This window comes from Helicobacter sp. MIT 01-3238, assembly GCF_003364135.1.
Taxonomy (GTDB): domain Bacteria; phylum Campylobacterota; class Campylobacteria; order Campylobacterales; family Helicobacteraceae; genus Helicobacter_B.
On the sequence record NZ_NXLN01000001.1, the window covers coordinates 91,001 to 117,035 of the forward strand.

18 protein-coding genes and 1 pseudogene are annotated in these 26,035 nt (G+C 40.4%); 11 read left to right on the forward strand and 8 right to left on the reverse strand.

All coding sequences use genetic code 11. The annotated features are described in order from the left end of the window. Positions 1–15: 15 nt before the first annotated feature. The 4 genes from CQA40_RS00380 to lysA all read right to left on the reverse strand — a co-directional run bounded on the left by CQA40_RS00380 (position 16) and on the right by lysA (position 7,177). Positions 16–897 (reverse strand): DUF2156 domain-containing protein, encoded by an 882-nt coding sequence (locus tag CQA40_RS00380; RefSeq protein ID WP_115519023.1) that lies wholly within the window; start codon positions 895–897, stop codon positions 16–18. 146 nt (positions 898–1,043) lie between these two features. Then, the gene (pheA, locus tag CQA40_RS00385; RefSeq protein ID WP_115519024.1) at positions 1,044–2,195 is read right to left on the reverse strand and encodes a prephenate dehydratase; all 1,152 of its coding nucleotides are present in this window, start codon (positions 2,193–2,195) and stop codon (positions 1,044–1,046) included. A 35-nt stretch (positions 2,196–2,230) separates the two neighbouring features. Further along, positions 2,231–5,614, reverse strand: a complete 3,384-nt coding sequence (locus CQA40_RS00390; protein ID WP_115519025.1) for a type ISP restriction/modification enzyme — start codon at positions 5,612–5,614, stop codon at positions 2,231–2,233. A gap of 9 nt (positions 5,615–5,623) precedes the next feature. Then, complete coding sequence (gene lysA / locus CQA40_RS00395) at positions 5,624–7,177, reverse strand: diaminopimelate decarboxylase (RefSeq protein WP_115519026.1); 1,554 nt, start codon at positions 7,175–7,177, stop codon at positions 5,624–5,626. A 171-nt stretch (positions 7,178–7,348) separates the two neighbouring features. Between lysA and CQA40_RS00400 the strand changes: the two genes are divergently transcribed. Together CQA40_RS00400 and der are read left to right on the forward strand one after the other, a co-directional pair. Beyond that, positions 7,349–7,747, forward strand: a complete 399-nt coding sequence (locus CQA40_RS00400) for a hypothetical protein (RefSeq protein WP_115519027.1) — start codon at positions 7,349–7,351, stop codon at positions 7,745–7,747. A 72-nt stretch (positions 7,748–7,819) separates the two neighbouring features. Beyond that, a complete protein-coding gene (der, locus tag CQA40_RS00405) occupies positions 7,820–9,334 on the forward strand; it encodes a ribosome biogenesis GTPase Der (RefSeq protein WP_115519028.1) in 1,515 nt (504 codons plus the stop codon). Between the two features lie 535 nt (positions 9,335–9,869). On the opposite strand, the gene CQA40_RS00415 is transcribed toward der, so the two are convergent. Then, positions 9,870–10,091, reverse strand: a complete 222-nt coding sequence (locus tag CQA40_RS00415) for a hypothetical protein (RefSeq protein WP_147290126.1) — start codon at positions 10,089–10,091, stop codon at positions 9,870–9,872. A gap of 632 nt (positions 10,092–10,723) precedes the next feature. Between CQA40_RS00415 and CQA40_RS00420 the strand changes: the two genes are divergently transcribed. The 6 genes and pseudogenes from CQA40_RS00420 to CQA40_RS00450 all read left to right on the forward strand — a co-directional run bounded on the left by CQA40_RS00420 (position 10,724) and on the right by CQA40_RS00450 (position 19,754). Next, positions 10,724–13,126, forward strand: a complete 2,403-nt coding sequence (locus CQA40_RS00420) for a flagellar hook-length control protein FliK (RefSeq protein WP_115519031.1) — start codon at positions 10,724–10,726, stop codon at positions 13,124–13,126. A gap of 25 nt (positions 13,127–13,151) precedes the next feature. Beyond that, positions 13,152–13,970 (forward strand): annotated as a pseudogene (gene flgD, locus CQA40_RS00425) (flagellar hook assembly protein FlgD); the annotation flags it as partial. Between the two features lie 81 nt (positions 13,971–14,051). Then, positions 14,052–15,869, forward strand: a complete 1,818-nt coding sequence (locus CQA40_RS00430) for a flagellar hook-basal body complex protein (protein ID WP_115519033.1) — start codon at positions 14,052–14,054, stop codon at positions 15,867–15,869. A gap of 276 nt (positions 15,870–16,145) precedes the next feature. After that, on the forward strand, positions 16,146–17,963 hold the full coding sequence (locus CQA40_RS00440; RefSeq protein WP_147290127.1) for a hypothetical protein: 1,818 nt from the start codon (positions 16,146–16,148) through the stop codon (positions 17,961–17,963). A gap of 57 nt (positions 17,964–18,020) precedes the next feature. Continuing rightward, positions 18,021–19,280 carry a hypothetical protein gene (locus CQA40_RS00445; RefSeq protein ID WP_115519036.1) on the forward strand — a complete coding sequence of 420 codons (1,260 nt, stop codon included), beginning with the start codon at positions 18,021–18,023 and terminating at the stop codon, positions 19,278–19,280. Positions 19,281–19,346: 66 nt separating this feature from the next. Further along, positions 19,347–19,754 (forward strand): diacylglycerol kinase, encoded by a 408-nt coding sequence (locus CQA40_RS00450; RefSeq protein WP_115519037.1) that lies wholly within the window; start codon positions 19,347–19,349, stop codon positions 19,752–19,754. Positions 19,755–19,831: 77 nt separating this feature from the next. Here CQA40_RS00450 and CQA40_RS00455 read toward each other — a convergent pair whose 3' ends face one another. Next, a complete protein-coding gene (locus CQA40_RS00455; RefSeq protein ID WP_147290128.1) occupies positions 19,832–21,301 on the reverse strand; it encodes a hypothetical protein in 1,470 nt (489 codons plus the stop codon). 565 nt (positions 21,302–21,866) lie between these two features. Between CQA40_RS00455 and CQA40_RS00465 the strand changes: the two genes are divergently transcribed. Together CQA40_RS00465 and CQA40_RS00470 are read left to right on the forward strand one after the other, a co-directional pair. Beyond that, positions 21,867–22,112: a hypothetical protein gene (locus CQA40_RS00465; protein WP_115519040.1), complete on the forward strand. Its 246-nt coding sequence runs from the start codon at positions 21,867–21,869 to the stop codon at positions 22,110–22,112. Between the two features lie 107 nt (positions 22,113–22,219). Then, positions 22,220–24,415, forward strand: coding sequence for a TonB-dependent receptor domain-containing protein (locus CQA40_RS00470; protein ID WP_258864400.1), 2,196 nt, complete (start codon positions 22,220–22,222; stop codon positions 24,413–24,415). Between the two features lie 85 nt (positions 24,416–24,500). On the opposite strand, the gene CQA40_RS10805 is transcribed toward CQA40_RS00470, so the two are convergent. Beyond that, a complete protein-coding gene (locus tag CQA40_RS10805) occupies positions 24,501–24,722 on the reverse strand; it encodes a hypothetical protein (protein ID WP_147290129.1) in 222 nt (73 codons plus the stop codon). Between the two features lie 441 nt (positions 24,723–25,163). Here CQA40_RS10805 and CQA40_RS10810 point away from each other — a divergent pair, with 441 nt between their 5' ends. Beyond that, complete coding sequence (locus tag CQA40_RS10810; RefSeq protein WP_147290130.1) at positions 25,164–25,364, forward strand: hypothetical protein; 201 nt, start codon at positions 25,164–25,166, stop codon at positions 25,362–25,364. A gap of 4 nt (positions 25,365–25,368) precedes the next feature. Here the strand turns inward: CQA40_RS10810 and purN are convergent, their stop codons facing one another. Then, positions 25,369–26,034: a phosphoribosylglycinamide formyltransferase gene (gene purN, locus CQA40_RS00475; RefSeq protein WP_115519041.1), complete on the reverse strand. Its 666-nt coding sequence runs from the start codon at positions 26,032–26,034 to the stop codon at positions 25,369–25,371. Position 26,035 lies beyond the last annotated feature (1 nt).

Consider the following 26,035-nt stretch of genomic DNA (forward strand, 5'->3'; position numbering starts at 1 on the left):
TTGAGATTTTTTGCTTTATTTAGTGCCGTATTTTTCTACCATTTTTATGGGATTGTAGCTTTTTTTTGCTCTCCTTAGCCCCTCTATGCCCAAGTCCTCCTCTCTGTTTATAAGCTCTACCGCGCTAAATTCATTTGCTAAAAGCTCTCTATTGATGATTTGATACGCTCCTGCTATGAGTGGGTTTGCCTTTTCGATATGCACTACTGCCATTTTTTGGCTCATCACTTCCCCAAAGCTAAATGCCACGATTTCGCTTTCCAGTCGCACCACGCCACCTTTTAGCCCTAGATTTTCATACTCTTTTAGTGTGTTTGCGATTCCTACAAACTCAATTTCTAGTGCTTGATTTTTGTTTGGATTTGCTTCTAGCCACTCTTTGCCACGCGATAAAATCTCATCTGCATTACTAGCACTCATTTTCTCATAGCTCCATTTGCCCTCATTATTTTGCAAAAACTGATTTAGATGATTTTTTTTCTTGTGAAATTTTCGCCCCTCAAGTTTGATAAGCTCTTGCACGCTATACACATAGTCAAACCGCGCAACTCGTGGCTCAAACTCTACTTGGCTAAACACCGATTTTATAGAATCAATATTTTTAGATTCTATCGACTCAAAGCGCGGGGGTAGATTTTTATCGCGCAAATATTTTTCCAAAGCACGCAAGGCATTTTCTTTGTCCCCACTGCCAAATGGATAAAAAAAGTAGGGCTTCTCGCCCTCATAGCGCGTCTGCACCACCACACAATCACTCTCAATCGCATAAGTGATTTCCCTTGCGTGCTTCCAAAGGTATAGATTCCCAAAGACAATATCAGAAATCTCATAATCCTCGCTTTGCAAATAGGGTTGCAAAACCTGCCTAGATTCTAATGTGATAGGGATAAACTCCATATATTCTCCTTAAAGATTTCTTTCAAAATTTTGCGTTTTTTAGCTTTTGCTATTTTTTGGCTTTTTGTCATTTTTATTTTGCGTTGATTTTAGGGCTTTTAGGCTTTTGTGCGCTTATGGCAGATACGCGTGTTTAGGCAAGCGGGCTAGTCCATTTTGGGATAGCTGCCAAGCCATTTGACTTGCCCGCTCCATTTCTCCAAAATCTCTGCGACTTTTTCATCATCTCTATGCCCATCAAAGTCGATATAAAAGCCCGAGCTAAAATCGCCCTTTTTGCTTTGGCTTGTCGCGTTTGAGGAGCGCACAGGGCGAGAGTCGATTTTGGTTAGATTGATTTTGGCATCTTCAAAATCTTTTAGAAACCTAAGCAGTGTGCCAGATTTTTCAAACCCCTTTAGCGTGGCAAAAATAGAGGTTTTGTCATTGCCACTGCGCTCATTGCTAAAATCACTTATGATGACAAAGCGCGTCTTGTTGCCACTATGATTTTGGACATTGCTAAACATTATAGGAATCTCATAGATTTTTGCAGCAATCTGTGAGCATATCGCCGCGCTTTGCTTATCTGCTTTGGCGAGCTGTGCGGCTTTTGCGGTGGATTCTGTGGGGATTTGCTCTAAGTGAAGTAGATTGTGAGCGTTTATGAAGCTATCGCATTGCCCGAAGGCTATGTCTTTGGAGTAGATTCTTTTTATTTGGCTTAGATTTTCACAAAGCGAGGCAAAGCTATGATGAATAGGCAGGATAATCTCTGCGATGATTTTTAGGCTAGAGTTTGCTAGATTGTCGATTGTCTCGCCTACTACGCCATTTGTATTGTTTTCTATCGGCACTACGCCGTATTTGGCTTGGGAGGATTGGAGGGTTTTAAATATCGCGCTAATGTTGTTTATCGGCAGGTATTGACTTAGTGCGCCAAAGCGTTTGGCTGCGGCTTGATGAGTGTAGCTTCCTAGCGGTCCTAGATAAGCGACTTTTTCGGGTAGCTCTAGATTGCGCGAGATAGCGAAAATCTCGTGATAAATCGCTTCTATCGCGCTAGTGTTTAGGTGGGCTAGCTTGTGCGCGCTAAGTCGCTTGATGATTTCTCTCTCTCGCTCGGGGCGATATATGCTTGCTTTGTTTTGGATTTTGGTTTTGCCGATTTGGGTTACGATGTGTAGCCTTGATTCTAGTAGGTTTAGGATTTTTTCATCTATGGTGTCGATTTGGCTTCGCAAGGCTTGCAAGTCTTTGTCTTGTGGATTTTTGTTTTGTTTGTTGTGTTTGCTAGCGTTATTGTTTTTGCGTGGCATTTTTTATCCTTTGTGTTGTTTTGTGCGGTTTTGCGCTATGTGATTTTGGCTAGCTCATTTTGGAGGTAGATACTAGCTTTTATCGCGTGGCAAGTTTGCAAAAATCCCTCTAGCTCATCTTTGCTTGCTTGATAGTTTTTGCGATATTTTAGCCACTGCTTTAGCACCTCATAGCCACCGATTTTGTATTGCCATATCTCTTTTGTTATGCCTTTGATTGATAGTTGTTTGTTTAGCGTGATTGTGTCGTTTTCATATCGTTTGGTTACTTGAGTAGAGTCTATGGGTATATCGCTTGAAAATTCCCCGACAAAATCAATACTAGCAAAATCCATATTTGGCAAAATCTCTTGGACAGGTAATCTCATCAAATGCAAGTCGATTAGCTTTTGCCCGAGATTTGCAAATGCTTCAAATTTTGATTTACTTACTTCAAAATCCACTCGTGGAAAGCCGATTTTTAGGTATTCTAAATATTTCGTGCGATAATGCGGACTAAATAAATTCGCGTAAATAAAAGCCAAAATCTGCTCCGAGCTTTTATTTTTTAGCACTTTATGTTGCGCTTTAAATGCGCTAAATTCTTTTGTGAAATTTGGGATTTTTTGCACTTTGCCCTCTTTGTCGCCTATTATTTCATCGTAGCGATAAAGTGGCGCGATATAAGTTCTACCCCCAATAAAATGCCCCTCTATCATTTTATCGCTAATAAAACTTACATTCTGGGAATCTAGCCCTTTTTCAAAGCCAATTCCTAGATTTTTATCTTGCAAAAAGTGTTGCATTATTTCTTTTCTACTATCGCCACGAGGGATAATTTTGTTGATTTTATCTAGCGGGTAAAAAATAAACTGCGTATCAAAAGGACGATAAGCAATTTGTATAATATCTTGTTCTTTTGGATTTTCAAAGTTTTTTCTTTGTTCGTTTATTGTCCAATCTTGCGTTTCTTTGAAATGATATTTTTGTAAGATAGATTCACGCTCTAGATTCTGCATATCATTAAGCATTTCTTTGATTTTTATTGCACTAGGTTGTATAAGTAGATTATCTTTCCTTGAGTTTGTTCCACAATTACAAACTTCAAAAATCGCTCTAGATTCGCCCAAAGCCTTATCGCTAGCTAACGCCCAAAAGTTTTTATATTCCACATTATCAAATGTTTTTGGCACAAACCAAAAGTATGGCTCATCTAGTTCTAGCTCTACCCACTTGATAGAATCTAGTCCATTGTGTGCTACGCTATTTAGCAAGGCAAATTTATCATTTCTGCGTAAGATTGTGTTGTCTTGGGTGGAGAAATAATACACTTTAGCGAGTTTGTCATTCTGAGGGAGCGAAGCAACCGAAGAATCTCTTTTATTATTCTTTTGAGATACTTCGCTTCGCTCAGTATGACAATTATTGGTATGACGATTTTGCGTGGTTTTATCACTATGGCGCACAAAAATACTTATACAAACACCCACTCGAATATCAAAGACATTTTCGTCCTCTCTACTATCCCCGTGTAGGTTTAGGATATAGATTTCATCAAATGATTTGGCTAGGGATTCTCTCATTTTGCGATGAGTGCGTCCGTCTAGATATGAATTGTTTGTGATGAAGCCTAGCAAGCCTTTGTTTGAGGTGTCAAAAAGACTGCTAGGCTTTCTTTGCTCCAAAAGTTTCCATTGCGCAAATCGAATGAACTTTATATAATCATCATCTAAAGGCTGTATATTTGTTTCATTTAGCCCTTGCTTATAAGTGTCTAGTAGTTTTAAAATCTCTTCGCCTTTGTTTGAGGACTTGACATTATAAGGAGGATTGCCCAAAATCACAAGTAGATTTTTGTTGTGCTTAATGTCTCGGGCTTTTTTCCACTCATCATCTAGGCTTAGCAGGGGCATAGACATTGTGAAATTTGCATTCTCACTCAAATCCAAAGTGTTGTTTAGATATATGCAAAAATCCGCATCGCTAAAGTCGCTAAAACCTGCGTTTTTTAGAATCTGCCCTAGCTTTAGCCTAGCGACAATGTAGGCAACAAATGAAATCTCAAAGCCATAAATATCACGCAAAAACTTATGCTTAATCGCATCATTTCTAAATGCCTCCCTCTCTTTTGATATGATTTTCTCAAATACACTCGCTAAAAAGCTCCCCGTCCCTGTGGCAAAATCTAGCACTTTGACTTCACTATCCAAAAACCCCTGCTTCTTGCCAAATCTGCTGATAAGTAGCTCATCAAGTGCGCTAACTATCATCTCTACTACAGGCGCAGGCGTGTAGAAAACCCCCCCTTGCTTGCGTTTTTGCGTGCTTCGTAGCTCATCGTATTCTTTCAAAAAATCCTCATAAAGATAAATAGCGATTTTTTCTATTTCTAGGTTTAAAAACTTTGACATACTTGCTTTATCAAGCAGGGCTAGAGTTTTTTTGACATTATCTAGCACATAAAGCACGCGCTTAGGAATCGCGTGATTGGGCAAAGAAAAATAGATAAACTCGTGCAATGTCTTAAAGTGAGAGGGCAAAAGAGTGATGAGAGAGTGTGCATCGATTTTGTCTATCTCTATGTTTTCACTCTCTACAAATGATACAAATAGCCCATATACAATGCTTTGAGAGATAATATCGCAAAAATCTAACTCACTAAAATCTACTTTTTGGACGGACTTGAAAGTATCATAAGTTTTATCCCAAAACTCACAAAATAGCGCGGAGGTGCTATCGCTATGTGTGCTACTTCCCTCATCATAAGCATTTTTTAGCGATATGCTTAGATAAAAACTTTGCGAGCTAAGCACTTTGACAAGCTCGGCTTTGGACTTGATTTGCGTGCTAGTATCAGCAAAAAACGCACTAATGAGGGTAAAAAACTCATCTTTTGATTCTTGGGTAAAAAGGTGTTTGTTTAGATTCTCATCAAAAAGCGTAGTATCATAAATCACTTTTCCAAAAGATAGCAAAATAAACCTACGATAGTTTGTGAGAATGATATTTGGCGAAATCTCTAAATATCGCTTGATTTGCTCGCTTTGCGTGTCTAAGTCCTTGTCTATGTCTTTGCATTCGATAAATCCCACAAGGCTATTGTAGCTTAGCTCATCGGCTTTATCGATTTTTTTATACACATCAAAATCTGGCTTTGCATTGTTTGCAAATTCAGCTTTTGCAAACTCGGTGGCTTGATTTTGTGTGCTATTTGTTTTTTTATCTCCTGCTTCATTGCTTTTTGTTTGCTTTGCTTCTTGGATTTTTGCTTCTTTGCCTTTTGCCTCTTGGATAATAGTATAGCTAGGGCTTGGCTTTAGGGCTTTAAGCAGATTTTCTAAAGGCGTGCGAAAGCTAAGCTCTTTTGTAGCGCGTGTCTCATAGAGGGCTTTTATCTCTTGGTAGTAGTTTTCTAAAATCTCGTGCTTTGCTTGGCTCATTTGTAGGCTTTACTTGGTGGATTTTGTGCTTTTTTGTGTTTTGGTGGATTTTTTGGATTTTTTTGCGTGGGTAAAATCTCGGCTAGAATCCGCATTTGAGAGATTGTCAAAATTTGAGAGATTCTCAAAGTCCAAAGCGCACTCTAAGCTAGATTTTGTTTTTGTGCTATATTTTGTGCCTTTTGCAAAATCTTTTAGACATTCTAGCTCGTTTGCCACTAGCTCGCTAAATGTTTCTCGCTTCTTTAGCAGGACGACTTGTGTTGTGCTATCTTTTTGGTAGATTCCCACTTCAGCGGGCTTAGCTCGTGTGTTGTAGTTGCTAGCCATTGAGTAGCCATAAGCCCCTGCATTGTCAAACCCTAGTATGTCGCCTTGCTTTAGCTCTCCTAGCTTCACTTCGCGCAAAAATGTATCGCTACTCTCACATACAGGTCCTACAATGTCTGCTTTTGTGCTTTGTTTGTCATTTGACTTGTCGCTTGATTTATCGCTTGCCTTGCTATATACTTGCACTTTATGCACGGCGTCATATAGGGCAGGGCGCATCAAATCATTCATACCGCTATCGACTATGACAAATCGCTTATTTGCCGTGCGCTTCTCATATAGCACTTTTGTTAGCAGCACACCTGCATTGCCTACTATGCGCCGTCCGGGCTCACATATAATCGTAAAATCACTTCCTTTAAGCGCGCTAAGTATGGCTTGAGCGTAGTCATACAAAGCGATTTCTTCTTCTTCCTCATACCGTATTCCTAGCCCCCCGCCAATGTCAAAAAAGCGGATTTCTATGCCAAGTGCTAGCAGAGATTTTGCAAGGTTTGCGATTTTTTGTGCGCTTTGTGCGATAGGGGCTAGCTCGCAAATCTGCGAGCCTATGTGAAAATGTATCCCCACAGGGTCTAAAAACGGCGAATTGTGCGCATAGAGATAAGCCTGCTTAGCACTCTCTATATCAAGCCCAAATTTATTTTCACTAAGCCCTGTGGAAATGTATGGGTGGGTTTTGGCATCGATATTTGGATTTACGCGGATAGAGATTCTAGCTTTTTTGGGCGATGAGGGGCTAGAATCTGTTTGGTGTGGACTTTGGCGCGGGTTTTGGTGTGAGTTTTGTTGCAAATGTTGGTGTGGATTTTGCGAGCTAGATAGCTTTTTTGCGATTTGCTCAATAGTCTTTAGCTCCTCGCTAGATTCTACATTTAGAAACAAAATATCTAACTTTAGTGCCTCTTCTATCTCCTCTGCGCGCTTGCCCACACCTGAAAAGATGATTTTATACTTTGGGATTCCAGCTAGAAGTGCGCGCTTGACTTCGCCGATAGATACGCAGTCTGCACCACTACCAAGTCGCGCTAGGGCGGAGAGAATCCCTAGATTTGAGTTTGCTTTGAGTGCGTAGCAAATGAGTGATTTGCGTCCACCAAAGGCTTCTTTGAATGAGAGGAAATTGCGCTCTATGCGCGATAAATCATACACATAAAGTGGCGTGTCATACTCCATAGCAAGTGCCAAAAAAGTATCTTGTAAAGAAGTGTCTTGTGATAGGTTATCAAGCATAAAAATCCTTAGCAAAATCTATGAAAATATCCAAAAAGAGTTTATGCAAAAGTTTGCACAAAAAAGCGCAATTTAACGAAAAATTGGCTAGAATTCTAGCCAAAATTCTAGCAAAAACAAGTTTAATGTTTTGCAAAAGCAAGTGCAATCTTTTAAAAAAATGGAAAAGCAATGTTTGAATTAGTCGCTTCTTTGAGCCTCTTTGTCTTTGTCATCGTTTCAGCTCTAATCATCGTAGCCAAAGTGTCCAAAAAAACGCCTGTGGTAATAAGGTCAGGCGATGATTTCTCTTATGAGGAAGTCATAACCTATGAAACCATAATGGTTACCATAGAGTCTGAGGACAGCACTTTCATCGACTTGCAAGACGCTGTTAAAGAGATGTTTTCCTACTACGATGTGCTAAACCTTAGCAAAACTCAAAAGCGACTTTTTCTTTTCGCACTTAGCAAGCACCCAAATGTCAAATCCCCCCTTGTCCTCTCCGCGCTAAATGAAATGAGCAAGCGAAATCCAGATATGGCAAAGGACTTGGATTTGAGCGTGAGGCGAGGGCTAGATAGACGCTAGTTAGATTTTCACACACAAAGCCACTTCTTTAGCCCCACTTCAAAATCCACATAAAATCCACAAATTCCCCAAATGCAATCACTACCCAAAGCACCCAAAATCGCCATAATCGGCAGACCAAATGTAGGCAAATCTTGCCTTTTCAATCGCTTAGCAAAGCAAAAAATCGCCATTACTTCAGACATTAGCGGGACTACTAGGGATACCAACTACACGCATATCTATCTACTACCAAGCAAGCAAAACAGCGATGATACCACAGACACCACGCAAAACCCAAAATCCGCACTTCTTATCGACACAGGCGGTATCGAGCAAAAAAGCAAAGATGAGCTGTTTTTGCAAGTGGGAGCAAAAGCAAAGCAAGCAAGCAAGCAAGCGGACTTGGTGCTGTATGTAGTCGATGGGCAAAATCCACCAAATGATGAGGATAGGGAGATTCTCTATGAGATTTTGCGACTAAAAGACAAAAAAACCCCTTGCTTTTTGGTGGTAAATAAAATCGATAGCGATGCACAAAATGAGGGGGCTTATGCGTTTTATGAGTTTGGAGTCCAAGAGGTGTTTTTCATCTCTGTGGCGCATAATCGCGGAATCACCACCTTGCAAAACGCAATGTTTAGCGCACTTTTTACAAACACAAATGAAGCAATCATAAATGATGATGAGGATATACTTGCAGGACTGCAAAAAGATTTAGAAAATCAGCTAGAAAGGGACTTGCAAAATCAGCTAGAAAAAGAATCTAGCAAAGAGAGTGAATCTAGCCAAAAAGATAGCCAAATCAAAATCGGCATCATCGGGCGCGTAAATGTCGGCAAATCAAGCCTACTAAACGCACTTACCCAAAAAGAGCGAGCAATAGTAAGCAAAAAAGCAGGAACGACTATCGACCCTGTCGATGAAAGCATAGAGCACAAGGGCAAACTTCTCACTTTCATAGACACCGCAGGAATCCGCAAAAGAGGCAAAATACAGCAGCTAGAAAAATTTGCACTTGATAGGACAAACAAGATTTTAGCCCAAAGCGACATAGCACTGCTTGTGCTTGATGCTAGCGAAAGGCTTTGTGAGCTAGATGAGCGCATATTTTCACTCACTCAAAAGCACGCGCTAGGTGTCATCGTGCTATGGAATAAATGGGACATAAAATATGCGGATTTCAAAACCCTAAACGCAGAATTTGAGCGGAAATTTCGCTTCTTAGAATATGCCCCAAAGCTCACTATCAGTGCCAAAAACAAACGCCACATAAATGAGCTAAAAGACAAAATCATAGAGATTTATCAAAACTTTAGCCTAAGGATTCCCACTGCTAAGCTAAATGAGACAATCGCCAAAGCTATCCAAAATCACGCAATCCCAAGCGACAAAGGCAAGCTAGTCAAAATCTATTATGCTACCCAATATGAGAGTGCCCCTCCCCAAATCGCACTCATATCAAACCGCCCAAATAGCATTCACTTCAGCTACAAACGATACTTGATAAACTGCTTAAGAGAGGAGTTTAGCCTTAGTGGCGTGCCACTTATTCTTAGCTTTAGGGACAAAAATGCCAAGCCACCAAAAGATGATAAAGAGGAATAATGGTGTCATACTTTTTATTTACTAATCCGTTTATGATAGTTAGTGCTACTTAGGATTTCTGTTTGATATTGCTATATGTTGCAAGTTGCTTTTCTTTTCTTTATTCATACTGCTTTGTTTGTTCTCTTACAGAGTTTTCCATTTATTGATTAGATTTTTATTGTCACGCTTTTCCACATTTTTTATCATTTGTTTTTTTATTTTTCTCATATTCTGGGTGGCGTTATGGGGGGCAAAGCTCCCTGTCTTTAGCTTTTTAGCACGAAATCCACTCATTTGTGATAGCCTAAAAGCTAGCGCAAATGAGTTAGTTCGTGCTATGCTTTTTTGCCGCGTAAAAAAGCTACCCATATAGCCACTTTCCCTCTCAAAAACCCTAAAAAATTTAAATGCAAAAACCCTAAATTTTTTAAAATATTTAAAAAATTTCACAAAAACTAAAAATTTAAAATAATCAAAAAATTTAAAAACATTTTTTACATTTTTTAAAACCCTAAAAATACTACAAATACTTTAATTTTATTGCGCCTTAATTCTATTCCTCATATTCATACATTCCGTATTCATCATCTTCTTTTCTTTCCTCCTCTTTGGTATTGCTTTCATCTGTGTAGATTCTCTCATTTTCCTCCATTTCTGGGTTTTTAGAGTATTTTTTCAATGTATTATCTAGCGATTTAGCGTTTTCTCTTGGCTTTTGCTTTACCTCTACTTTTTCATTAAAGAATCTAGCGAGTGTTTCATTTTTCTTAGGCATAGGAATAAAAATATCTTGGCTTAATTTAATGAAAATTATTGTGGATTCTCTCACAATGATGGGGTTGTAGTTTAGCTTACTGCGATTTTGCTAATGCAAAATCAACCCATCCCCAAACCCCATCGTGTTAAGGGAGAGGGGATTAACTAATGGCAAACACGCTCACTTTAAGGAAAGGTGCTTTTAAAGAGGGGTAAGAGCACCCTCTGTCACAATTTTACAATTTGTAGATTGGGGTTTAAAAAAGCTAAACACTACTACTTTGGGAGAAGTGGATTTAACGGAAAGACTTTAAGAAAAGCAAAACTCCGCAGTTTGTCATACTGTCTAGAACATTTTTGTCATACTGAAGTTTCGCAAGAAACCGAAGTATCTCAAAAATAGCACGACTAAAAAAAAACTTTTGGATACTTTGCTTGATACGATAAAAATCCCTAAAAACTCCATTTTTCTCTGCAAACCCTAATTTCTTAAAATTTTCCCAAGATTTTTTATGCAAATTTTTGCACAACTATCAAAATTTTCTTAAAAATTTTTAGATTTTTTGGAACTTATTTTGCTTTTCTAATGCTGATTTTCTATGCAAATTTTTAGCAAATTTTGCAAAAGATTTACCAAATAAGGAAGTGCAAGTGTTAGAGCAAGTAAATCATCTCCAATCAGTCAAAAAAGCCCCTTTTGAAGCGGATATTCTCCCAAGTCAAAAGTCCCAAAAGCTATCCCAAAATGGTGCAGAATCTGGTGAGCTAGATTTTAAAAACGCACTTCAAAAATCTATCCAAAGCACCAAGTCCAAAGACACTCCTAAAGATAATGCCAAGCCAAAATCCACCAAGCAAAACGAGCTAAATGACACAAAAGCTACATTGCCAAGCACCCTTTCAAATGCCTTGCCAAATTCCCTATCAAGCACCTTATCAAACAAAGCAAACCCACTAGCGCACAAAAACAAGACTTCTAGCGATGATGAATACTTGCTCCAAAATGCACTACACAAGTCCCAAATATCCCCAAAAGACGCGCTAAACGCACTAGAAAAAAACCAAAACACCAAAAAGCCTAGCCTAGATTTATCAAAAACCCACGCACAAGATTTTGCACAAGATTCTATCACAAGTGATATTTTGCAAAATGCACTGCTAAAAGATAAAATAACCCCTAAAAACGCGCTAGGCTCTAGCGAAAAATCAAGCGTAGAAAGCACCAAAAAGCACGCAAACGCGCTAAACTCCATAGCCCAAAATTCCACCAAAGCTATCCACAGCTTGGAATCTGGCGAGTCTTTGGATGAAACATTACAAGAGTCTACCCAAGCCTTGCAAGACGCACTAGAAAAAAAAGACACTCAAACGCCCAAAAAAGACCTAAACCAAATGGCGCGAAACAAAAACCAAGAAGAGACTTTCCTATCCAAAATCACGCAAAACAAAGTCCAAAACAAATCCAATGAAGATGTGGCAAATGGCGCAGATAAAGCGGGGGAAGTATGGGAAGCAGGACAAGATGAGCTAAAATCTATACCCACACCACCTAGTGCGCAAAATATCCCCACAGCTAGCGCACAAGATAGCGCAAAGACAAATCCACAAAATCTAGCAAAATCGCTTGAGTCTAGCACGACAAGCTTTGCCCAAACGCCTGCAAACTCGACTTTGCAAACTGTGGCTAGCAAGGCAAAAGAGCTAGGGCTAAATCCTAGCAATATCGGCTACCAAGAATCCCAAGAAGCAACACCTAGCACAAAAGCAGATGAGGCAAATGCAGCCAAAAAAGCAAGCAAAGTAGCCACTCAAGCAAACCAAACTAGCGGAGTAAAAACCTACTTTGATGATGATGAAGCATTGCGACCTGTGTTTGACATACTAGAATCTTTCGATGCAAAAAATGCAGCAAAGCGCAGGGCTAGCAACGCAGGTGCTTCTATAAAGTATGTCCAAAATGGCGAGGACAAAATCGCTGTGATTGAGCGAGGAAAAAGCCTGCCAAAAGCTATCACAGCTTCGCGCATAAAAAACGAACGACAAGAAAAAATCTTTGAGCAAATCCAAAAAGATTTACTTGCGGGCAAAGAGCTAAATCTAAGCCAAATTGAGCGTGAGCTAAGCAAACTTGAAAACGGACTTTTTGATGACAAAACTGAAGCAATAAACCCGCTAAAGCAAACCCCAAAGGGCATAAAGCCTAGCATACCCCAAAGCACCCAAGCAAGTGCTAGTATAGCCACAAGTGCTGGACTTAGCGCAGCAAGTGCGCTATCAAAAGATTCTAAGGACTATTCCAAAGATTCTAAAGGATTTGCTAATAGGGGCACAAAAGAAGCGAAAGAATCAAGCAAAACAAGCGCACAATCCACACTTGCCAAAGAGCCAAGCGAACCGCTTAGCAGCACACAGCAAAGACAGGAATCCATACTTGAGCGCAATCTTGCCACGCCACAATTTGCCCAAAACGATGAGCAAGAGGCTTTCAATGAAACTCTACTAGCCCAAAAAGCACAAAAGCAAGAATCAAGCGAGGCAAAAGCAGAATCTAAAGGCGAAGCAAAAACGCTTACAAGCAATGCTGCTAGCACAAACCCACTGCGAAGCGAAGCACGCACAAATAATATAAACGCAAGAGAAGCCCTTAGCTCCTTTGTCAATCAATTTGAACAAGAGGTTAAAAAATTTAAGCCACCGATGAGGCAAATCTCTATGGAGCTATCTCCAAAAGAGCTAGGAAATATCGAGCTTACAATCACTCAAAGAGGCAATAGCCTGCATATAAGCGTGGTATCAAACCCACAAGCCTTGCAGCTCTTTGCCCAAAATCACGGCGAGCTACGACAAAATCTCCTAAATGCAGGATTTGAGGGAGTGGATTTGAGCTTTTCTAGTTCTAATGGACAAAGCGGGCAAAGTGGAGGACAAAACCAAGATAGCGAGCAAAGCCAAAAAGGCGAAGCAAATTCGCTAGATTCCCTAGCACAAAAGTCCCAAAACAGCGCGGAGAGCGAAATACTCGCTATGGAAATCACACTTCCAAGATACGCTTAAAAAGCACAATCTTTAAGGAGCAAAAATGGCAGTCGACTTAGCCCAAATGACAGGTGCGACAAAAGCCCTAGAGGAAAAGCGCACAAAAGAAAGCGCACCCAAAATCGCTAATGGCTTGGATAAAGATGCGTTTATGAAGCTGTTTTTGGAGCAGCTAAAAAATCAAGACCCCACCGCACCAATGGAAACAGACAAAATCATCACTCAAACCGCCCAATTAACCCAAGTAGAAATGCAAGAGGAAAACAAAAAGGCGATGAAAGAAATGGTAGAATCTATGAAAGTTATGCAAGAAACAAACAAGGAATTTAAAGAGTTTCAAGCAAGCCTAAAAGAAACTATGGAAAGACTAGGTGCGGGGATAGATTCTAGCAAAGAAGCGACTGAACAAATGAGCCAATCTAGCGCGTTTCAAAGTATCTCAATGGTAGGCAAAATCGCAGAAACCGATGTAAGCGGGGTAAACTACAAAGGAGATGGCAAAATCCACTTTAGCCTATTCTTTGATAGGACGATAGACACGGCTAAAGGCATACCTGTGGTGCAAATATTTAACGAAGCAAAAGAGCTAGTGCGCACCCTCTCACTAAAAGATAGAGGTGGAGAGAGCGGGTATTTGGATTTTACTTGGGATGGGCTAAACGAAAAAGGCGAGCAGCTACCCGCTGGCTCATACTCTATCGCTGCAGAATACAATCTAGACCCCAAGACAAATCAATACCTAACCACGCGCGTAGGCAGAGGCGAAATCCAAAGCGTGCTATTTGACAAAGGCAAACCGCTCATTCGTATGGGCGAGCTGATTTTGCCACTAAGTGCGGCACTAGAATTTTACGAAAAAGAGCTTGTAGTGCAGTGATTTTGCAAGACTTATAAGACTTGATTTTGCAAAATCTAAATAGCAAAGCTAACTTAAGGAAAGACAATGAATGATACGATTCTAAACTCATATAGTGGTATGAAAACCCACCAATTTGGGCTTGATTCTGTTTCAAACAACATTGCAAATGTCAATACAAATGGATTCAAAGAAAATATCCCCGAATTCAAAACACTTTTTGCAATGAATATGGACCATCTAAATGCCAACACCATAACCAACAACGACCGCTCCTATGGCGCGACAAGTGCTAGTAATGCCATTTCTACCAAAGATGGCAACTACCACGCAAGCGATGGGCAATTTGATGTGGCATATATGGGCAAAGGCTGGTTTGTAGTCGCACCAAAGCAAGACGGTAGTTTTGAGGTAAGTGAGGATGGCTATGAAGCCGAGCAAACCACACTATTTACGCGCAACGGCGGATTTTTGCGCGATGCGGACGGCTATCTAGTAAATTCAAGCGGACAATATGTCTATGGAATCAATTTAGACAAAGTAAGCGAGGATATTTTCAACTCTTCAAACGATATGGACGCGGATATGCTAAAGCTAAGCGCGAACAAAATGCAGCCTCTTAGAATCCCCCAAGAGTTGCATTTTCAGCCCATAAACACCTCAAAAGTCGATATTTCTGTCAATCTCAACCCCAAGTCCAACTTCAAATCCGCACCTGAATTTTTATTGCCAAATGGCGAGATAGACACGCAGCGCGTATTAGTCCAAGATGTCGCTAGCTTCAGCGATGAAGATTCAATAGCTTATGACCCAAGAGGGTTTAGAGATATTATCATCACCACTAGACCAAAGCCTGATTCTGCCCAAGCAGAAAATGCTAGCGAGGGACAAACGCTACGATTTGTCTATGGCACGGGTGGCGCAGAGGCAAATGAATTTCACACCATAGGCGAGCTAGCACAGCTTTTTGCAAAATCTGGGCTAGAATTTGTGCCAACTCTAGGCTCAAGAAATAATCTAGCCTTTGCGGTAAAAAACGCCACAGGAGAGGAAATAGAAGTAACCATTGGTGGGGCATTGGCAAGTCGTATGGGAATCGCTAGCGCACAAATCCCACTTGCACAAGATGAGCAAATACTATCAAAAGACGCTAAAATCGCCACTTACTCTACTTCGGTGGATATTTTTGATGATAGTGGCAAAAAGTTTTTGCTAAAAAGTGATTATTATCTAATCGATTCTGGCGACATAAATGCGGGCAAAACCACAAATCAGCGGTGGTTTGTCAAAAGTGCGATATATGATTATAATGGCGAACTAATGGTAAGCCCAAATGTCATTGAGCAAGAATTGGTTTTTGATGATGAGGGCAAACCACAATCAGCCCAAATGGAGCTGGACTTTAAAGATAGCAAGGTGGCTTACTCTATCACAGGTAGTGAGCGATATAGCACACGAAATCTACCCTATGAAGAATCCCGCTTGCTTGAAATCAGCCAAGACGGCAAAGCAGAGGGACTACTAAAAGAAGTGCGAATCGATGATAACGGAATCATTTTTTTGGCTTTTAGCAATGGTATCACAGAGCCTATGGGACGCATAGGTATCGTAGCTTTTATCAATGACCAAGGGCTAAAAAAGCTAGGCGATAATGTCTATATGATGAGCACAAACACGCTAAATGGACAAGCCCGCACCCTAAGTGGAAATCCCATACTTGGCTGGGGCGAAAATGGGAATCTAAAATTTGGGCAAGTCAAGCACAAATATCTAGAAACAAGCAATGTCGATGTGGGCAACTCCCTAACTAATCTTATATTATTTCAACGCGGATATTCGATGAATGCCAAAGCATTTACCACAGGCGATGACCTCATCAAAGAAGCAATAGGGCTTAAAAAATAGCGCGATAGTGCTTTATAGATTTTCATAGATTTTATTATGTTTTGTAGATAAAGTGCGAAGCGCATTATCTATGCTCGCTATTTTTTACTCCTTGTTTTTGCCGTTTTTCGCTTTTTCTTGCATTATTCTTTTTTGCTTGCTACTTATCATTTGCGATAAACACTATTGCCACAAATAAAAGCAATATTTTGCTATTTGCTAGTTTTTGCTGTTTTTAATGTTTTTTAATGTGAGAAATAATACAATATTGCTTATCATCGCAAGCAAAGGAAAAAAATGTCTAAGCGGATTGGATTTTGGCAAAGTGATTTTTATCAAATTAGGCAAGCTAGATTTTGGGATTTTTGGCAAGCTAGACTTTTACAAACTAGATTTTATCAAGCTAGTTTTTGGCTAGTGGTGTATATCGCGCTTTTTAGTGGCTGTGCGACTGACATAAAAAGCCTAGAAAAATTTGCCCATACATACTACTACCAAGACGCAAAGCAAGCAAGTGAGTTCGCGCTAAAAAAGAGTGATGATAAAGATTTGCTATGGCTTACGCAAGCAGGAGTTAGTGCCTTTAGCGCGAGCGATGATAGCACGCTAGATTTGCTTGAGAGAAGTGAAAATCTATTTAGCAAGTATGAGGGCGAGGGACTGCTAGCAAGGGGTGGAGCACAAGTGGGTGCTACTATGGTAAATGACAACGCAATGGCATATAAGGGAAATATCTATGAGGGCGTGTTTTTGAACTATTATAAGGCATTGGCACAAATGGAGGCGGGGGAGGCAAACGCCACAAGAGTGGAGCTAAATCGCGCAAATGATAGACAAAGACGCGCAAAAGACTACTACGCTAAGCAAATAAACGAAGCGATGAATGAGGAAAATGAGCGATATGCCAAAAGCTCTGCGCGTGGCGTGGTAGATAGAGATAGCTCACAAAGACAGGCAAGCAGACAACTAGAATCTAAGTATTCCAATCTACGACAATTTCGGGCTTTTGATGGGTTTATAAACCCTGCGGTGAGTTATGTTTCTGGGCTATATTTCGCCCTCATAGGCGATAGTAAAGGCATAGACTACCTAAAAGAATCTTATGGCATAACCAAGCTAGAAACTATCGCTAATGACTTAGACTACCTCACAAGCCCACACTTCAAAGCAAATGCGAAATCTAGCAGGGATTTTATCACTTCTCTTAGACATAGTGGCGATGAAAAAAGTAGCGACAATAATGATAAAAATACAGAGGAGGACAATACCCAAAATCAAATGCTTCAAAATCAAATACTTGCAGATGAGCTAGAAAAACTAGAATCTAGTGAGTTTTATACTTGGATAGTGCTAGAGGAGGGCAGACAACCCTACAAAAGTGAGTTTAAAATCTCACTACCTATCGTAACTACTGATGGGATATATCACTTCGGTGTAGCCCTGCCACAGCTAGAGGAGGGCATAAGTTTTGCTAGCCACTACACATTAGAATCCGCCCCAAACTCGCTAAGGAAAGATTCTAGCGAATTTTATGAGCTAGCTGATACAGACAAAATCATCGCCACAGAATTTGAAAAACGACTAAACGCCATAATCGCACGCGCTTTTGTATCCTCAAGCCTAAAAGTCGCTACACAGCTTGGACTTAGCACAGGACTTGGGCAGGTAAATTCTGGGCTTGGGCTACTAGGATCGATATTTGGCAGTGCATATTCCGCACTAAGCACAAACGCGGATTTGCGCATAACAAGTGTGCTACCAAAGAGAATCCTACTTGCCAAAGTAAAAAATATCCCCCCAAATCCCACCCAAAATCAACTAAATGCAAAAGCTAGCCAAAAGCAAGAATCAAAAGAGCAAGCAAAGAAAGTAGCAAAAACAGATTTTGACTACACTATCTATGCGGACAAATCCAAAATCTCTAGCATAGATTTCGCGCTAGAATCCTGCTATGAAATCTCAAACGAATCCACACAAAAATCACAAGAATCAAAAAAAGTAAAAAGGCGTAAAAAAGGGAGTAAAACTCTCTCACTATGCCCCTATACGCACAATATCATCTACCTGCGCCACACAAAGGCAAAAACTTATCATAAAATCCTCTTTTCGCGCTAGAATTACACAAAAAGAGCAAAACCTAAAAACGCGTAAAAACCAAAAGTGAGGAACGCAATGAAATACGCAAAGCTAATAAAAGACTTCATAATAAACCTTATAAATAGCGCGACAAACTACCTCAAAGCAAACAATCTTATAGATACCCCTGCAAAAAAACTAGCATTGCTTCTGCTGGGGCTTGGTGGCGTGCTGATAGTCGCGCTTTTGGGATTTTTGCTCTATGCAAGCTACACTCTAAAATCTAGCCTAGAAACTTCCATAAACTCATATCTAGCAAGCATAAAAGAGGATATACCAACCCTAGAGTATGAGCCATTTGTCTGCTCTGGCGTGGCAAATATCTCGTGCGCTACGCGCTATATCGCACTAGCTGGCGAAGTGCAAGCTAGAGAAGTTTCTCTAGGATTTGGCTCACTTGGGGACAAAAAGCGACTAAATGCGTGGATAGAAACAAAAGAAGTAGAATTTATCAAAGATACGAGCACACATTCGCTACTAAGGGTGTTTTTTGCACTGCCAAAGGTGGACTTGAGTGATATTTTGTTCCCCACTTACGGGCTATGTGAGCTAGAAAATATCTTGCTAGATTCTAGTGATTTTAAAGTAGCTAAAACAGAGCAAAACACCCCCATACAAAATCCAAAGATAGACTCTCGCACGCATATCACACACATCGCCAAATGCAACCTAAAAGCCCAAAATATGAACTACACCCTAAAAGCCCAAGCCGAGCAAAGCCTAGAGCCAAATCAAAGCAAAGACACGCAAAACATAAAAGACATACTCCTAGAAATATATGATTCTTACACGACCACGCCAAATGCCTTTATGGAGGAATCTAGGATATGGATAGATAGCATAAGCCTAAATCTCAAGCCAAACAAGCTAGATTCTACCATAGCGCAATGGCTAGAAAAGCTAGAGTATGGCAAATCCACAGATGAAAAATCCACAAAAGAGCAAGCAAAAGCCCTAAAAGAGCGATTTGACAAAGCCATAACAGAGAGTGCAAATATCGCTACTTATACATTTTCATTTGTCAGCTCCAATAAAGACACGCGCAGGGCGATAATGGAGGGCGTAAATAGCTTTAGCAACCTTTTGCAAGGAGAAAGCACAGAAGTGAGATATGAGCTACTTCCAAAGCACACGCGATATTTCCGCTTAAGCGACTTAGTAAGCGCACCAAGTGCGGTGCTAAACCTCGCAAACTTCGCGCTAAAAGTAGAGCAAACCCAAAAACCAAAAGAGCAAAAAGACACGAAAGATTCTAGCGATTCTAACGAAGCTAGCAAACCCACTCCGCAAAAGTAGCAAATCCCTAAGCGTAAAAACCATAGCAAACACAAAAATACACACGAAAACTTAAAGGAGGCAACAATGTCAAAACACCAAAAAAAACTCCAAAAACGCAATCACAAAAAAGGACGAACAGGACTAAAGCGCATACTAAATGCTACGAAATACTCACAAGATGGCTTCATAAGTGCGTGGAAAGAAGAAGAGGGATTTCGCCAAGTAAGTGTGCTTTTTGTGCTTTCACTTGGGCTTGGGCTGTGGCTTGGCGAGGGGTTTTGTCAAAAAATATTGCTTGTTTTTAGTGGCACTCTTTGCGTGCTTGTAGAGCTATTTAACACCGCAATAGAAAACGCTATCGACCACACAAGCCTAAAGCCACACCCTTTTGCCAAAAAGGCAAAAGATATGGGCAGTGCAGCACAGCTTTTAAGCCTACTATTTTTTGCACTTGTGTGGGGGGCATTTGTCTATGAGCGATTTGTTAGCTAGATTTGATTGCAAAATCTAAAAATCTATACGACAAACAAATCTCACCACATAGCAAGACACGCTATGCAAATTTATTCTTAATTCCCCTTTTTGGAGTATTGCTCGATTTCTTGCTTGGTTAGCACGATAAAGTCTGTGCCTGAATTGTGCCTAGATTTTCGCGCTACTTCTATTAGCTGATTTGGATTGCTGCGAATAGTTGGGTCTATGTAGCCTTGCTCTATTATGCTTGAATTGATATGTGAGATAAACTCCCCATCAGTCTTTGCAATAACGACTTTGTTTTCCTTTGACATTGTCATTATTTCGATTTTTAGGGCTAGCTCAACTTTGAAGTTTGTCGTATATATCAAAAACAGCTTTTCGTGGGATTTCATATATCGCTGATAAAAGTTATATCCTGCTTTTTCTGCATCAGATATTTTGCTTTTGTCAAGTCGCTTTAGATACTGCCAATAAAATGTCATCGTGCAATAAGGACTATTGACATCGTGGCGAAAAAATCCATTATGCACCGAGACAGATTCCATACCGATTTTCCACATTTTGTTATCAAGATGCGTGGCAATGAGATTTAGCGCGTTTCTTACTTTGTCTACTAGCTCTACGCGAACTGCTTGAAACGAGCCTACAAAGTCATTCATATAGCTTGCCTTAAAATTCTTTGTAAGCGATTCCAATCTCTCTTGGGAAGCATAGAGGGTTTTTGCTTCCTCCTCTGCTTTTGCTGCGATTTTGGTTTGAGTATCGATTTTGGTTGGAAGTGTGGGGTCTGCTTTGTTGATTTCTAGCTGTGCGCGGAGCTTTCGCGCTTCGTTGTTTGAAAATTTTGCTTTATTATTTAGCTGCATTATTTGTTCTTTTATGTTTGAAATCGCCTTTGTCGCGCCTTTGTAATGCAGCTGCTTATCCAAAAACACATCTGTGTAGATATTTTCTGGCTTTGTCATCGCACTTTGGGCAAGCTCTTTGAAAGAATACTCTAGCCCGCGAATCTTTTGTAGCTCGATAGCAAACATATCTGAAGTGATTTTTTTATCACAAAAAACAAGAAAATCCATAGCCTTTACCAAAAATCGCTTGATAGCCAAGTAGTTTAGCTGGTCTTCTTGGGGAATCTCCTCTACTTCATCTAGGGCAAATTTTACCGAGTTTGCCTCCGCTGCAAAATGCTCTCTCACGCACTCTTCCGCACCTTTTGAAATGCTGATAGATTTCATATTTAGATAATCTGTTTTTTCAAAAATCTCTTCGGCTTGCTTATTTAGTCTATCAGATTCGATTGCCTTTAGCTCCTCATCGGTATTTGTTTTCCAAAAATCGATTTCTTTTAGCAGTGAGTCCTCGCCGAAGTCTTGAAATTTGGAACTATGCGCATCGACAATATGCCCTCCATCATCAAGCCGAAACTCCACAAACATACCAGATACGGGCAAAAACTTTCTATCCTGCCAATTTTCTTTGCGTAGCTCAAAGATTTTTTTGGAATAATTTACTATCACTCCTGACTCTGTTGCCATCGAATACCGCGTGATTCTGCCGTGCATTTGTCGCCCCTTTTTGTGTTGTAAATGCGCTATGATATACTATTTTTTAGAAATTTTCTCTTAAATGCGCAATTTATGCGGGCGAATTTTTGTGATTTTTGCGCAAAGATTTTTGCCAAATCTGCTTAATGCCACATTTTGAGAAATGTATAAAAAAGCAGATTTTGATATGCTTGATATGCTTGATATGCTTGATATGCTTTAAGTGATGATAATTTTGAGTAGCTAGGATTTTGCTAGTCGCTATTTCATTGCAAGAATGCAAGGCAAGTGCAACAAATTCCCATTAAACACTTTTTTATCATCATTTTTTATCATTTTTATCATTATTTTTTACTATTTCCCTTTCTCATTGCGATACTAAAATCCAAAATGCCTAGCCCATTAAATTCCTATTTATGCTTTATTTTTGAGAGTATCCATTCTCATTATACCTTTCTTTTTGATAACTTTTAGAAATAATTACCATTTTGTAAAAAATTAAGATTTTTTTAAGAGTTTTTGCATTATTATCGCGTTCGTTTTTTAGCCCACTAGGGCAAATACCTAATCAAAAGGACACCAAATGCAAACTCCACGCAAATTATCTGCAAATCGACATTTGCCTATCAAACCACTTGGCAATCCACTTAAAAATCAAAGCCACTCACGCAAGCTACTTACACAAGCTATTTTAGGACGAAATATCGCTATATCAGCCATAGCTTTTCTAAGTCTATCTAGCGTGCTAAATGCTAACCCAAATGAAAACAACTTAGATTATGTCTTACAGGGGGGGGGGGGGCACAAAATACAACACAAAATGTCTTAGAAAAAAATAGCACTCAAGCACATTCCACCCAAACCACCTCACAAGATTCCACCCAAAATCCTATCTCTACAAACCAAAGCGATTATCAAGCAAACTCCACCCAAGATATGCAAGATACGCTAGATATGCAGCCCCCACCTCCTATCAAAAACAAAAAAGATAAACAACACAAAAAATCTTACAAGGAAATAAAACACGAAAGCAAATATGACGACCTCCAAGCAAAGCAGCTTGATAGAGTGGTAGTAACCGCAGGTGGCTATGAGCAAGACATAAAAACCGCTCCAGCTTCAATTAGCATTATCCCAAAAGAGGAGATTCTCACACGCCCAGTGCGTGATATTGGCGAAGCGGTGCAAGATGTGCCCGGTGTGTATGTAGAGAGTGATAAAACAGGGTTTAACAAAATTTCAATGCGTGGGCTTAGCTCTGCTTATACGCTTATTTTGATTGATGGCAAGCGGCAAAATGTCGCGCAGGGCTTTAGCTCTAATGGCTTTGGCGAGGCACTAAATGCCAATATGCCGCCACCTTCTATGATTGAGCGTATCGAGGTTATTCGCGGTCCTGCCTCTACGCTTTATGGAAGTGATGCGATGGGTGGCGTTATCAACATCATCACCAAAAAGCATAGCGATAAAGTAAGCGCGGGAATCCAGCTTGATAGCAGAATCTCCAATCACAGAGAAGTGTTTGGCGACCAGCACGGTGTAAATGGCTATGTAACCACGCCAATCATTAAAGACACGCTCTCTATAAATGTGCGAGGTGGGTTTAGAGACGGTGGGCAAAATGCCTTTTATAAACCCGGATATAACTCTGGCTATACAGGGGCAAATGTGCAACGATTTACCAACGCGCCAAATATCAACCCATACTATGCGCATAGCTCCACTGCTTATACGAATTGGAATGCGGGATTTAGGCTTAATTACACGCCAAATACGCATAACTTCATATACTTAGATAGTGAGGTTATGTTTGTCCGTGCGGGGAGCTTAAACACAGCGAGTGAAAACTACACAAGCGTGAGGGATTTTTATAAAATCAATAATGTGCTAAGCTATGACACGAATTATGATTGGGGTAAAATAAGCTCTTATGTGCAATACTCCGCTACGCTGTGGGCACAGCATTATGATGACTACCGCAAATCTCGAGGCTGGAATGGCTTGTTACCGGGCTCGTATAAAGGTAGCGGTGTGGATTGGAGCGACCCTACGCGCAATCAAGACATAGTGCTTCAAAGCGCGTATAACAACGACTTTGACTTGGGCAAGGCGGGTGCTATCATCTTTAATGGCGGGGTGTATTATTTGTTTGAGCATATACACGGAGGGAGCAACAACTCTAGCTACACAGGACCTGCAAAATCGCTAGGAATGCACCAAGCCGCGATTTTTGCCGAAGGTGAATACCTCATCAATGATTATGTCTCTACCACTTTAGGCTTAAGGCTTAATTACAGCGATAAGTTTAATTCATTTGTCGTGCCAAACCCGCGCTTTTATGTCAATGTCAATCCTACGCAGTGGCTTACCCTAAAGGGCGGTATAGCAAGCGGTGTCCTAGCCCCTACGCTAAGCTATGTCTATGATGGCAAGATGAGTAGCACAAGAGGCAATAGCACTATCTATGGGAATACAAACCTTAAGCCCGAGCAAAGCTGGAACTATGAGCTAAGCGCGATATTGGACTTAGAGCCTACTATGCTTATTTTGACAGGTTTTTACACAGATTATAGTAACAAAATCGTTACAGACTCCACCATAGCAAGCGGACAAGTCGTAGATGGCGTGCAATGCTCTCCACTTGCAGGGACTACGGGGTGCACATTCTATCGCAATGCTGATAAGGCAGAAATCTATGGAGCGGAGCTTACCTTTAAGCTTAAGCCTGTGTGGTTTGTGGGGCTTGATGCGAGCTATGGATACACGCATTCTAAAACCATTAGTGGTAGTGGTGCGGGCGAGCCTATAAACGCCGTGCCCGAGCACAGATTTACCCTTAAGCCAAGCCTCAGAATCTGGAATTTTGATTTTTATGTGCGATATAGCGGGAACTTTAGGACACCTATCATCACACAAAGCACGCGCACAACGCTAGGCAGAAGTTTTTACAAAGACTATCAGCTTGTAGATTTAGCCCTTACTTATAAGTTTTTGAAAAACTATTCGGCTACATTTGCGGTAAATAATTTGCTTGATGTCAAAACCTACACAGAATTTGTCGCCAACACCAACATATACCAACGAATCCTGCCAAGCAGAAACTTTTGGCTAAGCATAAGGGCGGATTTTTAAAATGAATTTTAGCCCTAGAAGCCCTAGAATCTAGGGCTAGATAATTTCATTAAACTCATAGCCCTTGTCATTGCGAGAATTTGCGTTAGCAGATTTGTAGTAATCCACCACGCCTCACCCCATCATTGCGAGGCGAATCACAGAGCCGCACAAAGCAATCCCACGAATCGTCATTGCGAGATTCCGCGCGAAAGTGCGGAATCGTGGCAATCCACAAATCCATAGAATCAATCGTCATTGCGAGCGAACGAAGTGAACATAGTAATCCATAAAAAAGACATAGATTGCCACGACTTGACTTCGTCAAGTCTCGCAATGACGGATAAAAGCGCGTGGATTACTAAAGAAACTGCGCTACGCTTGTTTTCTAAAGAAACTGCGCTACGCTTGTTTTCTAAAGAAACTGCGCTACGCTTGTTTTCTAAAGAAACTGCGCTACGCTTGTTTTGCCACGCTCACTTCGTTCGCTCGCAATGACGCGGGAGCATTCGCGTAATTGGCAGTTGTTAGCTTTACTTGAGATTCAAGGGTAGGATTTACCCACCCCCTAGCCCCCTCCGCAAGGGAGGGGGAATGGATACTTCGCTTCGTTTAAGTATGACAATGCTTTCCGTCATTGCGAGAGAATGAACGAAGTGAATTCTCGTGGCAATCTATTTTCTATGTCAATCGTGTTTGATTTTGGATTGCCACGCATTTAGAATATTAACGATTCCAAATGCTCGCAATGACGATTGGGTGTCATTGTGTGTTTCTTTATTTTATAGATTGCCACGAATCACTACGCTATTCTCGCAATGATGAATGGGCGTGGCAATCGCGTTTGACTATGGATTGCCACGATTTTGCTACGCAAAACAAACGAAGTGAAGTTTCTTTAGTAAAATATCGCAATGACGGACAAAGATATAGATTATCGCAAAAATCCTTACGGATTTTCTCGCAATGACAAATTACTTTATGGTTTTTAGTGCAGATATTATGGCTTTTGGATAGATAGTGTATTCTAGCGCGTGGATTCTTTTTTCAAAATCCTCCATACTCTCGCCCTTGATTTTAGGTAATCTTTCTTGTAGGATTATTTCCCCTGAATCTAGCTCTTTACTTACCCAATGCACGCTAACGCCACCAAAATCCTCGCTTGAGAAGTAGCTATCTTTTATAGCATTTGCGCCTTTGTGGAGTGGCAAAAACGATGGGTGGATATTTATAGCGTGGATTTTAGATACTATCTCTTCTCCCAAAATCCGCATAAATCCTGCCAAAATCACTAAGTCTATCTCTCTTTTATGCAAAATATCTAGTAGTGCATTATCAAACTCCAAGCGAGTGGCAAAATCCTTGTGAGATAAAACCCTACATTCTAGTCCTAGATTTTGACAGCGCGTGATGCCAAAGGCTTCTTTTTTGTTGCAGATAGCAAGCGTGAAATTTGCTTGGATTTTTAGGCTTTCTAGTTCGCTTTTTATACTATCTTGGCGAAAGTATCTAACAATATTTTCAAGGTTGCTACCATTGCCACTAAAAAGCAATGCTATATTGATATTTCTTGCCAAATCCGCACTAGAATCTTTATGTATTTTTTCATCGCTATTTGTTGTATTGGTGTGATTTCGCATT